General features: G+C 69.7%; 11 protein-coding genes. 10 read left to right on the top strand and 1 reads right to left on the bottom strand.

Annotated elements, in window-relative coordinates; all coding sequences use genetic code 11:
- The first annotated feature begins 64 nt into the window (after window positions 1–64).
- On the top strand, window positions 65–709 hold the full coding sequence (locus AB0J36_RS11465) for a 4'-phosphopantetheinyl transferase superfamily protein (RefSeq protein ID WP_357128433.1): 645 nt from the start codon (window positions 65–67) through the stop codon (window positions 707–709).
- A 320-nt stretch (window positions 710–1,029) separates the two neighbouring features.
- Here the strand turns inward: AB0J36_RS11465 and AB0J36_RS11460 are convergent, their stop codons facing one another.
- Window positions 1,030–1,680, bottom strand: a complete 651-nt coding sequence (locus AB0J36_RS11460; protein WP_091606509.1) for a TIGR00730 family Rossman fold protein — start codon at window positions 1,678–1,680, stop codon at window positions 1,030–1,032.
- Between the two features lie 357 nt (window positions 1,681–2,037).
- On the opposite strand from AB0J36_RS11460, the gene pucL reads away from it, so the two are divergent.
- The 9 genes from pucL (at window position 2,038) to AB0J36_RS11415 (ending at window position 11,800) form a co-directional block, all read left to right on the top strand.
- Window positions 2,038–2,943 carry a factor-independent urate hydroxylase gene (gene pucL, locus AB0J36_RS11455; RefSeq protein WP_091606513.1) on the top strand — a complete coding sequence of 302 codons (906 nt, stop codon included), beginning with the start codon at window positions 2,038–2,040 and terminating at the stop codon, window positions 2,941–2,943.
- 87 nt (window positions 2,944–3,030) lie between these two features.
- A complete protein-coding gene (allB, locus tag AB0J36_RS11450; protein WP_357128426.1) occupies window positions 3,031–4,368 on the top strand; it encodes an allantoinase AllB in 1,338 nt (445 codons plus the stop codon).
- Entirely contained in the window at window positions 4,365–5,993 is a 1,629-nt protein-coding gene (locus AB0J36_RS11445; protein ID WP_357128424.1) for an FAD binding domain-containing protein, read from the top strand. Before allB ends, AB0J36_RS11445 begins: the two co-directional genes overlap by 4 nt.
- Before the next feature lie 19 nt (window positions 5,994–6,012).
- Window positions 6,013–8,406 (top strand): xanthine dehydrogenase molybdopterin binding subunit, encoded by a 2,394-nt coding sequence (gene xdhB, locus AB0J36_RS11440; RefSeq protein WP_357128421.1) that lies wholly within the window; start codon window positions 6,013–6,015, stop codon window positions 8,404–8,406.
- Window positions 8,399–9,250, top strand: coding sequence for a xanthine dehydrogenase accessory protein XdhC (xdhC, locus tag AB0J36_RS11435; RefSeq protein WP_281593050.1), 852 nt, complete (start codon window positions 8,399–8,401; stop codon window positions 9,248–9,250). The genes xdhB and xdhC overlap by 8 nt, the downstream gene beginning before the upstream one ends.
- Complete coding sequence (locus AB0J36_RS11430) at window positions 9,247–10,674, top strand: guanine deaminase (RefSeq protein WP_357128414.1); 1,428 nt, start codon at window positions 9,247–9,249, stop codon at window positions 10,672–10,674. The genes xdhC and AB0J36_RS11430 overlap by 4 nt, the downstream gene beginning before the upstream one ends.
- Window positions 10,671–11,180, top strand: coding sequence for a 2-oxo-4-hydroxy-4-carboxy-5-ureidoimidazoline decarboxylase (gene uraD, locus AB0J36_RS11425; RefSeq protein WP_281593052.1), 510 nt, complete (start codon window positions 10,671–10,673; stop codon window positions 11,178–11,180). The genes AB0J36_RS11430 and uraD overlap by 4 nt, the downstream gene beginning before the upstream one ends.
- Window positions 11,180–11,506, top strand: a complete 327-nt coding sequence (gene uraH / locus AB0J36_RS11420) for a hydroxyisourate hydrolase (RefSeq protein WP_281593054.1) — start codon at window positions 11,180–11,182, stop codon at window positions 11,504–11,506. Before uraD ends, uraH begins: the two co-directional genes overlap by 1 nt.
- A gap of 18 nt (window positions 11,507–11,524) precedes the next feature.
- The gene (locus AB0J36_RS11415; RefSeq protein ID WP_357174189.1) at window positions 11,525–11,800 is read left to right on the top strand and encodes a hypothetical protein; all 276 of its coding nucleotides are present in this window, start codon (window positions 11,525–11,527) and stop codon (window positions 11,798–11,800) included.
- Window positions 11,801–12,309: the final 509 nt, after the last annotated feature.

Here is a 12,309-nt window from a genome sequence, read left to right as displayed (position 1 = left end):
CGCCGGTCCGGGATACGTGGACGATAGGGGGTGTCCACCGCGCTCAGGCCGTAGACTCTGGTCGATGCTCGCGACTCTGCTCCCGGCCGCCGTACGCACCGCTGAGGCGTTCTCCGACATACCCGGCGAGCCGGTGTTCCCTGGCGAGGAGGACCTGGTGGCGAACGTCGTCGACCTCCGGCGCCGGGAGTTCGTCACCGCCCGCCGCTGCGCGCGCGAAGCCCTGCGGCGGCTCGGTGTGGCTCCGGCACCGATCCGGATCGGTGCCGAACGGGCGCCGGTCTGGCCGACCGGGGTGGTCGGCAGCATCACGCACTGCACCGGCTACCGAGCGGCCGCCGTCGCGCGCTCGGCCGACCTGATGTCGGTTGGCATCGACGCCGAGCCGCACCAGACACTGCCGGCCGGAACCCAGGACTACATCGTCGCGCCCGGCGAGGCCGACATGCTGCGCGACCTGCGCAGTGCCCATCCTCGGACGCATTGGGACCGGCTGCTGTTCAGCGCGAAGGAAGCGGTGTACAAGGCGTGGTTTCCGCTGACCGGACGGTGGCTCGGACTGCCGGACGCCCGGCTGACCATCGACCCCACTGCGGGCCGGTTCAGCGCGCAACTGCTCGTCGACGGACCGCGGTCCCGGTTCTCCGGACGCTTCCTGGCGACCGACCGGTTGATCCTGACCGCGGTGGCGGTCGGGTCAGGCGATTGACAAGCCCACCCCGCCCGCTCGACGGACGCCCCGAACGGGCGGCCGGTCGACCTCTGAACGCTCCGGTACGCATTGATCGACAGTGGGCGCCGGCGGCGGACGTCCGTTGAACAGACACCCTGGGCCGACCCGGCGGCTGCCCGTGACACGGCCCTCGCGGCAGGTGACCTGGCGGCGGCCGAGGTGCCGCCGGGCGGCCACCCGAGCGGTCGGTCGCACCTCGGTCGGCGGTGTCGCTGTCGTGCAGCATGCGCGGACCGTCGAGGTACGAAGAGTGGGTCACGACCCGCCTATGGGACTCGGCAACCGATGAACTCGGCTCAGAGCCGCTCCGCGTCGACGGCGGCCAGTCCCGCGGTGTGGTTCGCGTGCCTCTCCACGCACCGCAGCGCGTCCTCCGTGGTGCCGGTCACCGAGCAGAGCGAGCCGAGGTCGGGATCGGTGAAGCCCCAGTCGGTCAGCTCCTGCGCCATTCCGAGGAACCGATCCCAGAACCCGTCGGTGTTGACCAGCACGATCGGCTTGGTCAACACTTTCAGCTGGTTGAGGCTTATCACCTCCAGCACCTCGTCGAGAGTCCCGAACCCGCCGGGCAGGGCGACGAACGCGTCGGCCTGGGTGAGGAACGCCACCTTGCGCTCGCCCAGCGTCGAGGTGACCACCGTCTGCTGCGGTGGTGCCGCGATGCCTCGCTCCTTCTCGACCAGGAACGTGGGAATGACCCCGGTCACGGGCGCACCGTGCCGCTGCGCGGACCACGCCACCTCGCCCATGAGCCCCGAACCACCACCGCCGTAGAGCAACCGGTGACCGCGTCGGCCGATCAGCAGACCCAGGTGCCGGGCCGCCTCGGTGTCGGCCGCCCGCCGGCCCGGCCGGGCGCCGCAGAAGACACAGATGGTCAGGGGACGCGCCGCAGCGCCTCGGGGATCAGGCTCGGTCGGCGCCGCCGACATGACTCGCAGGCTCATGACACTGCATTGGGGACGCCGCGTCTATCACCAAGATATCGACGGCGAGCAGGACGACAAGAGATCGCCGATAGGGCGGCGACAGGTCAGCGGTGGACGGTGATCCCACGATGAAGGAAACCCGACGTCCACGAGCCCCGTCCCTCTCGGGCGCGGTGGAGATCCACTTGGGGATCGCCTCGACTCCTACGCGTTGGCCCTGCCTCGTTGCCGTCGGCATCAGCACGAGACGGGATCCGGCGGCTCGCACCCGATCCGCGCCCCGGGTGGGGAGCTGATCGGGGACGGCCACCGGCTGGACGGCCACCACGATGCGGACATCGACAGGACGACCGACCGACACGTAGGAGGGACGTCATGGGTACCGTGCTCAGCTTCGACCAGTACGGCAAGGCCGAGAACCGCGTCGTGCGCATCTACCGGGACAACCCGCGACACGAGATCTGGGATCTGAACGTCTCCACGGCGTTACGCGGTGACTTCGCCGCGGCGCACGTCGAGGGAGACCAGCGGGATGTGCTACCGACCGACACCCAGAAGAACACCGCCTTCGTGTACGCCAAGAAGCACGGCGTCACGTCTCCCGAGGACTACGCGATCGCGGTCGGCCAACGGCTGATCGAGGCGTCCCCCAAGGCGTCCGGCGCCCAGGTCCGCGTCGAGCAGTACGCCTGGGACCGAATCGACGTCGACGGGGCCGGCCACGACCACGCGTTCCTCCGCCGCGGCGGAGCCGTCCGGACGACCGTGGTCACGCTCTCCGGGCGGAACGCCGAGCAGCTGGTCCGCGTGGTTTCCGGCCTACGTGACCTGGTCCTGCTCAAGTCGACCGGTTCGGAGTTCAAGGGTTTCCTCCGGGACGAATACACGACGTTGCAGGAGACCGACGACCGCATCCTCGCCACCTCGCTCGTCGCGAGGTGGCGGTACGCGGGTACCGAGGTCGACTGGAACTCGACGTACGGCGCCATCAGTGCGTCGCTGCTGGAGACCTTCGCCACCACCTACAGCCGGGCGCTACAGGAGACCCTCTATCTGATGGGAGCGCACGTGCTCAAGGCTCACGAAGAGGTGGCCGAGATCCGCTTCTCCGCACCCAACAAGCATCACTTCCCCGTTGACCTCGCCCGATTCGGCCTGGAGAACAGCGGCGAGGTGTTCACCGCCACCGACCGGCCGTACGGGCTCATCGAGGCCGCCGTGACCCGCGACGACGCGCCCGAGCCGGGCGACGCCTGGCTCGCCGTGCCGTCCTTCCTGTGAACTGACGAGCGACATGGCCGACTCCGGGCGTCACCGCCTCGCCATCTGTTGTCCGCTGATCGCCGGACGGCCCGACGAGGCGCGATCATGATGCTGGATCTCGTCCTTCGCAGTCGACGCGTGGTCATCGAGGGCACCGAGACCGCGGGTGTGATCGGTGTGCGTGACGGGCGCATCGCCGTCGTGGCACCACTCGACGCGAAGCTGGAAGCCCAGGAGTCGATCACTCTCGCTGATGACGAGGTGCTTCTGCCCGGCCTGGTCGACACCCATGTGCACGTCAACGAGCCCGGTCGTACCGAGTGGGAAGGCTATGCCAGCGCGACCCGGGCAGCCGCAGCCGGCGGAGTGACCACCATCGTGGACATGCCGCTCAACAGCATTCCACCGACGACCACGCCCACCGCGCTGGCCACCAAGCAGGGCTGCGCCCGCGGCCAGACCTACGTCGACGTGGGCTTCTGGGGCGGGGCAGTGCCGGGCAACATCACCGATCTGGCGGCCCTGCACGACGGCGGAGTCTTCGGCTTCAAGTGCTTCCTGCTCGACTCCGGGGTGCCGGAGTTTCCACCGCTGGACGCTGCGGAGTTCGTCGCGACGATGGCAGAGACGGCTCGCCTCGGTGCGATGCTGATCGTGCACGCCGAGGACGCCGAGGTGGTCGCACTGGCGCCACGCCCCACCGGGCCGGAGTACGCGGCCTTCCTGCGTTCCCGCCCGCACCAGGCCGAGGATCGCGCGATCGACCAGGTGATCAACGCCGCGCGCGCGACCGGTGGCCGGGCCCACGTCCTGCACCTGTCCAGCGCCCACGCGCTGTCAGGGCTCACCGCAGCCAGGGCTGCCGGTGTCGATGTCTCGGTGGAGACCTGCCCGCACTACCTGACGTTGTCCGATACCGATATCCCGGATGGAGCGACCCAGTTCAAGTGCTGCCCGCCGATCCGCGACGGCGGCAACCAGGACCGGTTGTGGCAGGCGCTCGCCGCCGGAGATATCGACATGGTCGTCTCGGACCACTCACCCTGTACGCCCGAGCTCAAGCTGCTCGAACACGGCGACTTCGGCAAAGCGTGGGGTGGCATCGCGGGCCTGCAGCTGGGACTGCCGGTGGTATGGACGGCGGCCCGCTCGCGCGGGCACTCGCTGGCCGACGTGACGCGTTGGATGGCGCAGCGCCCAGCCGAGCGCGTCGGGCTGCCGTACAAGGGTCGCATCGCCGCCGGCGCCGACGCGGATCTGTGTGTTTTCGCCCCGGACGCCGATTTCGTGGTCGATCCGGCGAGCCTACTGCACCGTCACCAGCTGACGGCGTACTCGGGTCGACGGCTGGCCGGCATCGTCCGGCAGACCTGGCTTCGCGGGCGGCGCGTACGTACGGAGGGACAGCCGCTCGGGAAGCTGTTGATGAGGGGAAGAAGATGACCGGGACGCACCATGCATTCCGACCGGACCTACCCGGTCGGCAGGAGCCGACCGCGGGCCGAGCGGTGTCGACCGACACGCCCCCGCTGCCTGACGACACCACGCGGAGCGGCGGCGACATCACGGTCAACGGCCGGATCACTCCACTCGGGGATGTCACGCCACACACCACGGCGCTGGAATGGCTGCGTGGACGAGGCCTCACCGGCTGCAAGGAGGGTTGCGGAGAGGGTGAGTGCGGCGCTTGCGCGGTGCTCGTCGCCCGACCCGGCGTTGATTCGCCCACCGAATGGGTGGCGGTCAACGCATGCCTGTTGCCGGTCGCCGCCCTGGATGCCCAGGAGATCCGCACTGCCGAGGGGCTGGGCAGCCCCGACCGCCTGCACCCGGTCCAGCACGAGATGGCCGTCCGCGGTGGATCGCAGTGTGGCTACTGCACACCCGGCTTCGTCTGCAGCATGGCTGCCGAGTACTACCGGGCCGGAAGACGGGCGTCCCCGGACGGCGACGTGACCGGACACGACAAGGGGCCCAACGGCTTCGACCTGGACGCCCTCAGCGGCAACCTGTGCCGCTGCACCGGATACCGGCCGATTCGCGACGCCGCGTTCGCACTCGGTCCACCGGTGCCCGACGACCAGCTTGTGCAACGCCAGCAGGCGCCCACGGCGCCGCCCCGGCCCGTTCGGCTGCGGCACGGGGGCCGGGAGTTCGTCCGGCCGGCCTCGCTGCCCGACGCCCTGCGACGGCTTCGCGAGCAGCCCACTGCCACCGTGGTGGCCGGCTCCACCGATTGGGGTGTGCAGGTGAACCTGCAGGGCGCCCGGGCCGAGTCGGTCCTCGCGATCGACCGCCTCGCGGAGCTGCGGAAGCTGATGATCACGCCGGAGAGCATCGAGGTCGGTGCCGGACTGACCCTCAGCGAGATCGAGCGCCGCCTCGCGGGCCGGGTGCCGCTGCTCGCCCACATGTTCCCCCTCTTCGCCTCCAGGCTCATCCGCAACAGAGCCACCATTGGCGGCAACCTGGGCACCGGATCCCCGGTGGGCGACACCGCGCCGGTGTTGCTCGCGCTTGCCGCCGAGGTCATCCTGGTCAGCGTCGACGGCGAACGCAGGGTGCCGCTGGCGGACTACTTCACCGGGTATCGGCGCAGCGTTCGTCGCTCCGACGAGCTGATCCGGGCAGTGCGGATCCCACGCCCGCTCGCCGGCCTCGTCGCCTTCCACAAGATTGCGAAGCGGCGGTTCGACGACGTCACCAGCGTCGCCGTCGGCTTCGCCCTCGACGTCGTCGGTGGAACGGTCACCCGCGCACGCATCGGCCTGGGTGGGGTGGCGGCCACACCGATCCGGGCCCGGGCGACCGAGGCGGCGCTGGAGGGCAACCCCTGGTCCGCAGCCACCGTCGCTGCCGCCGCTCGGTCTTTGCGCCGCGAGGGCACACCGCAGGACGACCACCGGTCCAGCGCCGAGTATCGAGCCGCGATGCTCGGCCAGAGCCTACTCAAGCTCTACGCCGAGAACCCGGCCCCGTACGAGATCGCCGCAGTCCCCGGCGGACGGATCGCCGCGGCCACCGAGCACCAGGCCGAGAGGAGGCCACGGAATGAGCGCGCTGTCTGAGAGGCCGGAGAGTCCCGCGGTGGGTGCAGCGGTCCCGCACGAGAGTGCGCGGCTGCACGTCACCGGTGCGGCACAGTTCACCGACGACCTGATCCCTCGTACCAAGGATGTGCTGCACGCCCACCCGGTACAGGTGCCCCAGGCGCACGCCCGGGTCACCGCGCTGCGAGTCGCCCCGGCGCTCCGCGTGCCAGGTGTCGTCCGGGTGCTCACGGCCGCCGATGTGCCCGGAGTGAACGACGCCGGGATCAAGCAGGACGAGCCATTGTTCCCCGAGGAAGTCATGTTCTTCGGCCACGCCGTCTGTTGGGTGCTCGCCGAGACGTACGAGGCGGCACGTGTGGGCGCGGCCGCCGTGGAGGTCGAGACGGAGCCGTTGCCCTCCTACGTGACCGTGCGGGAGGCGATCGCCGCCGACAGTTTCCAGGGCGCCATGCCGCAACTGGTGCGGGGCGACGTCGAGACCGGTCTGGCCGACGCCGTGCACGTCTTCGGTGGGGAACTCGAAATCGCCGGGCAGGAGCACTTCTACCTGGAGACGCACAGCTCGCTGGCCCACGTCGACGAAGCCGGGCAGGTCTTCGTGCAGAGCAGTACCCAGCACCCCTCGGAGACCCAGGAGATAGTCGCCCACGTGCTGGGCCGGGCCAGCAACGAGGTGACCGTCCAGTGCCTGCGCATGGGCGGCGGCTTCGGCGGCAAGGAGATGCAGCCACACGGCCTCGCTGCCATCGCCGCGCTGGGCGCGACGTGCACCGGCCGCCCGGTACGGGTGCGCCTGACCCGCGCCCAGGACCTGACCATGTCGGGCAAGAGGCACGGGTTTCTCGTCGAGTGGCGGGTCGGGTTCGATGCGGCGGGCCGGCTGCTCGCGCTCGAAGCGACCCTGACCTCGGACGGCGGCTGGAGCCTCGACCTGTCCGAGCCGGTGCTGGCCCGCGCGCTGTGCCACGTTGACAACGCGTACTGGTTGCCACATGTACGACTCAACGGCCGCATCGTGCGCACCCACAAGACATCCAGCACTGCCTTCCGGGGCTTCGGGGGCCCGCAGGGGATGCTGGTCATCGAGGACATCCTCGGCCGCTGCGCCCCACTGCTCGGCATCGACCCGATGGAACTGCGCCGACGCAACTTCTACCGCCGCGGGCAGACCACGCCGTACGGCCAGTTGGTCCGGCACCCGGAACGGCTGGACAGGCTCTGGCGTCAGGTCGTCGACACCGGTGACATTGCCGCCCGGCAGCGGGAGGTCGCGGCCTTCAACGCCGCACATCCGCATGCCAAACGTGGCCTGGCCGTCACGCCGGTCAAGTTCGGCATCTCGTTCAACCTCACCGCGTTCAACCAGGCCGGCGCACTCGTGCACGTGTACCGGGACGGGTCGGTGCTGATCAACCATGGCGGCACCGAGATGGGTCAGGGCCTGCACACCAAGATGCTGCAGGTAGCAGCAACCGAGCTGGGCATTCCACTGGGCCGGGTGCGGCTGGCGCCCACACGTACCGACAAGGTGCCCAACACCTCGGCGACCGCAGCGAGCTGCGGTGCCGACCTCAACGGTGGCGCGGTCAGGCAGGCCTGCGAACAGCTTCGCGAGCGGCTGACCCGGGTGGCCGCCACCATGCTGGGGCTGAACGCCGCCGACATCAGCATCGTCGACGGTGTGGCGCGGGGTACCGGGGCCCCTACCGGCGTCGAGTGGAACGATCTGGTGCGGACCGCGTACTTCCAGCGGGTGCAACTGTTCGCGGCGGGTTTCTACCGCACCGAGGGGCTGTACTGGGACTCAGCGGCGATGCAGGGCTCGCCGTTCAAGTACTTCGCGTACGGGGTGGCCGCCGCCGAGGTCGAAGTCGACGGGTTCACGGGCACGTACCGAACGCGACGGGTGGACATCGTGCACGACGTCGGGGACAGCCTGTCACCGCTCATCGACATCGGACAGATCGAGGGCGGGTTCGTACAGGGCGCGGGCTGGCTGACCCTGGAGGACCTCCGTTGGAACACCGGCACGGGAGCCGCGCGCGGCCAGCTGGCCACGCGAGGGGCCAGCTCGTACAAGCTGCCCAGCTTCTCGGAGATGCCGGAGGTCTTCAATGTGACGATGTTGGCCGACGCGGCCGAGGAGGGGGCGGTCTACGGCGCCAAGGCGGTGGGCGAGCCGCCGCTGATGCTCGCCTTCTCCGTGCGCGAGGCCCTGCGCCAGGCGGCGGCCGCGTTCGGGCCCGCCGGCATCAGCATCGACCTCGCCTCGCCGGCCACCCCCGAGGCGGTCTTCTGGGCGATCGAGCGGGCCCGGGCGTGCGGCGGGCACGGCCCCACGGCGGACGCGGACCTCGCTCCGGGTGGGGCGGCGAACGCCGGGCACCCGACGCCGGAGCGGGCCCCGCGGACGGTGAGTCATGTCTGAGGGAACCTGGCTGGCAGCGGTGGCGCACCTGCGCAGCGTCCGTGAGCCCGGTGTACTCGTCACGCTCGTGACGGTCCGCGGCCATGCCCCTCGCGCGGCCGGCGCGAAGCTCGTGGTGAGCGAAACGCAGACGTGGGGCTCGATCGGCGGCGGCAAGCTGGAAGCGGTCGCGATCGACCGGGCCCGTACGCTGCTGGCCGCAGGCGGCCCGACGCCCGAGCTGTTCACGCTCGCGCTGTCCGACAAAGCGCCCTACGAGCACGGGGTGCAGTGCTGCGGAGGGACCGTCACGGTGTTGCTCGAATCGCTACCCGTGGCGCCGGTGGTGGCTGTCTTCGGCGTAGGGCACGTGGGCCTGGAGCTGGCTCGTGTCCTGGCTCGGCATGATATCGACCTACATCTCATCGACACCCGCCCGGAGCAGCTCACCGAGGACCGGTTGGCGGTCTTCTCCGATGCGGTGGCCCGGGTGCACGTCCACCGGGTGGCAGTGCTGCCGGAGACCGTGCTCGGCGAGCTGCCCACAGGCACCTACGCGTTGATCATGACGCACGACCATGCGGAGGACCTCTCCCTCTGCGACGCGATGCTGCGCGGCGGTGAATTCGGCACCATCGGCCTCATCGGTTCGGCGGGCAAGTGGGCCCGGTTCCGCACCGAACTCGCCGCACAGGGCCACGACGCCACGGCCATCGCCCGCATCACCACGCCCATCGGGCTCGCCGACATCCACGGCAAGGAGCCCGCGACGATCGCCGTCAGCGTCGCCGCCGATCTCCTGGGCAGGATGGAACATCACCAGGCGATGGCCGACGACCGCGCTCCCTCGGCGGCCCGGCCATGACCCTCTACCGCGCTCAGGTCGTCGACACTCCCGACGACCCGTTCCGCGGCGGCGCGCTCCGCTGTGACGGCGATGCGGGGCTGCTCGTCGAGGACGGGCGGATCGTCGAGCGGGATGCCTTTGCCACGCTGCGCTCCCGACACCCGGAGGCACAGCTGGTCGAGCTCTCCGATGGAGTCCTGCTACCCGGCCTGGTGGACGCCCATGTGCACTTCCCGCAGGTCCGCGTCATCGGTGCGCTCGGGATGCCGTTGCTGGAATGGTTGGAACGCTGCGCGCTGCCCGAGGAGGCACGGATCGCCGAGATCGACTACGCGCGCGTGCTAGCCGGCGAGTTCGTCTCGGCCCTCACCTCGGCAGGCACGACCACCGCTCTGGTTTTCGGCTCGCACTTCGCGCCGGCGGTGGACGCACTGTTCCAGGCGGCCGCGGGGCACGGCCTACGGATCACCAGCGGCCTGGTCGTCGGTGACCGGATGCTGCGGCCGGAGCTGCACACGTCCGCAGAGCGCAGTTACGACGAAGGCCGCGAGCTGGCACGGCGCTGGCACGGCGTCGGACGCAGTCGGTACGCGGTGACCCCCCGGTTCGCGTTGTCGTGCAGCGACGAACTGCTCGCGTCATGCGGGGAGTTGCACCGGGATGTGGTGGGCAGCTGGTTCACGTCGCACCTGAACGAGAACCTCGACGAGGTCGCCACGGTCCGGCGACTGTCCGGCACCACCAACTACCTGGACTGCTACGACCGGCACGGACTGGTCGGCCGACAGAGCGTCTTCGCACACAACGTGCATTCGACTGACACCGAGCTGACCCGGCTGGCCGAGGCCCAGGCCAGCGTGGCGCACTGCCCGACGAGCAACGCGGCGCTGGGCAGCGGCATGTTCCCGCTCAACCGCCACCTCGCCCACGGCGTCCTTGTGGCACTCGGCTGCGACGTGGGTGCGGGCACCGGCTTCTCGCTTCTCAAAGAAGGGCTGCAGACGTACCTCCTGCAACGTTTGCGCGGCGCGGACGGCGTGCCACTCACTGCTGCCCATCTGTTGCACATGGCCACGGCGGCGGGGGCACAGGCCCTGGGCCTGCGGGACCAAATCGGCGACCTGAGCGCCGGCAGGCGGTTCGACGCGATCTGGATACGACCCCGTCCGGGCACGGTCCTGGAGATTGGCATACGCCACTCGAACGGACCAGAGGATGCACTTGCGAAGGTATTTGCGCTGGCCACGGCGGACGACCTGGGGCAGGTGTGGATAGACGGAGCACCGGTCAGGGCCAAAGCCATCGACGCTCGCACCCTACGCCCTCGCCCCGTCGGCAACCTGACCATTTTTGCGGCGAACAAGGCAGCCCAGCGCACCGACAGCGACGAGCGGACGCGTCATCGCAGTCGAGCCGGCACCGACGGTGGCGTGAGCCGATGACGACCTGGAGTCTGGATCGGTTAAACACCGCGCCCGAAGACGAGCGCCTCCGGTCGGCCCTACGCCGGTGCTGCTCGGCAGAGGCATGGGTGACCGAGGTCATCGTCGGGCGGCCCTACGCCAATGAGGACGAGCTCTGTGCGGCCTCCGACGCCGGCACCGCCATGCTCGACGAGGCCGGCTTTGCCGAGGCGTTGGCCGGTCACCCACAGATCGGCAAGCCAACGAGCGGCAGCGGTGGACAGTGGTCGCGGCGAGAGCAGGCAGGAGTCGGCACCGCGGACGAGGAGCTGCTGACGAGTCTCGGCCAGGCCAACGCGGCCTACGAAGAGCGCTTCGGGCACCTGTACCTGGTTTACGCGAACGGACGATCAGCGGCGGAGCTGCTCGCCATCTGCCGCTCCCGGTTAGCGAACGACCCGGCGACCGAGCGCCGGGTAGCGCTCACAGACCTGGCCGCGATCAACCGCCTCCGGCTGGGCAAACTCCTGCGATCGGAGGGCTGATGAGTCTCTCGACTCACGTATTGGACATCACCACCGGCCTCCCCGCGCCGGAACTCGCGGTCGTCGTCGAGCGCTGTCATGGCGACGCGTGGCAGCACCTCGCCCGGGCTTGTACCGACGCCGACGGGCGCGTCCGCGAGCTGTACGCACCCCAAGCGGGCGTACACCGACTCCGGTTCGACACTGGGCGGTACTTCGTCGATCGCGGCGTCCATACCTTCTACCCCGAGATCGTGGTCACCTTCCAGGTCGTCAACAAAGGGGCGCACCATCACGTACCACTGCTGCTCGGGCCGTTCGGCTACTCGACCTACCGGGGGAGCTGATGGGCGCGGATGGTCGTCATGAACGACACCTACAACTCAGGAGGTTCCGTGGGCTTCACGACTACTCCGGTGCGATCGTTCTGGCTGACATGGCCAGCAGGAATAATTGCTGCGATCAGCTGGGCCCTCGGCCACTTCACACGAGTTGCGACCTTTGATCTCGCGTTCGTCGCGGGTCTGTCGTGGATGCTCGGCGTGCTCCTAAGCGACGGCGCAAGTCGCTACCTCGTCGCGGGCGACGAGCGTCCTCGCGGCGACACCGACCCTCAGCCGGAGACCGAGCAGTCACCCTGAGCGATCTGGCAGCGCCTGCGGCGGCCGCCCAACAAGTGCCTGTGGGTGGCACCAAGTAGCACGTTGCTCGGCGTGACGCAGCGGACGGCACCCGCACGACCTCGTGAAGCTGTACGCCCGCGAACAGCGGGTCTTGCCGCCTCGATGAGGTAGCTGTGCTCCTCGAGGGCTTCGGGTCGTGGCGCGTAGGCGAGATGGGCGAGACCAGCGATGGTGGCCATGTCGGCAGAGGCAACCCAGGCGCCGGCGTTGTGGTCCTGGTTGGCGGCCGCAAATAGTGCGATCGGGATCCAGTGGCAGTGATCGGGATCTTGGCTGGTCTTGGCGAGCGCGGCGAGAAACCCAGGCAGAACGGCAACGCGCCGAGCAACGCCACCAAGCGCCAGCCGAAGAAGAACCCCGCATACCCGCTCGCCTCAACGAGGATCAGATCATCGCCATTGTCGAGGAGCTCGGAGACCTCGTGGACGCCCTGCGGGACGCCGAGCCGGAACACAAGCTGGAGGTCT

It is taken from the genome of Micromonospora sp. NPDC049662 (genome assembly GCF_040675055.1).
Classification (GTDB): Bacteria; Actinomycetota; Actinomycetes; order Mycobacteriales; family Micromonosporaceae; genus Micromonospora.
This window is presented reverse-complemented; position numbering and strand designations above follow the sequence as displayed.

Excerpts from the sequence above, each read along its gene's own strand:
- AB0J36_RS11465 (WP_357128433.1), top strand. The coding sequence starts at position 65 with ATGCTCGCGACTCTGCTCCCGGCCGCCGTACGCACCGCTGAGGCGTTC.
- AB0J36_RS11460 (WP_091606509.1), bottom strand. The coding sequence starts at position 1,680 with ATGAGCCTGCGAGTCATGTCGGCGGCGCCGACCGAGCCTGATCCCCGA.
- pucL (WP_091606513.1), top strand. The coding sequence starts at position 2,038 with ATGGGTACCGTGCTCAGCTTCGACCAGTACGGCAAGGCCGAGAACCGC.
- allB (WP_357128426.1), top strand. The coding sequence starts at position 3,031 with ATGATGCTGGATCTCGTCCTTCGCAGTCGACGCGTGGTCATCGAGGGC.
- AB0J36_RS11445 (WP_357128424.1), top strand. The coding sequence starts at position 4,365 with ATGACCGGGACGCACCATGCATTCCGACCGGACCTACCCGGTCGGCAG.
- xdhC (WP_281593050.1), top strand. The coding sequence starts at position 8,399 with ATGTCTGAGGGAACCTGGCTGGCAGCGGTGGCGCACCTGCGCAGCGTC.
- AB0J36_RS11430 (WP_357128414.1), top strand. The coding sequence starts at position 9,247 with ATGACCCTCTACCGCGCTCAGGTCGTCGACACTCCCGACGACCCGTTC.
- uraD (WP_281593052.1), top strand. The coding sequence starts at position 10,671 with ATGACGACCTGGAGTCTGGATCGGTTAAACACCGCGCCCGAAGACGAG.
- uraH (WP_281593054.1), top strand. The coding sequence starts at position 11,180 with ATGAGTCTCTCGACTCACGTATTGGACATCACCACCGGCCTCCCCGCG.
- AB0J36_RS11415 (WP_357174189.1), top strand. The coding sequence starts at position 11,525 with ATGAACGACACCTACAACTCAGGAGGTTCCGTGGGCTTCACGACTACT.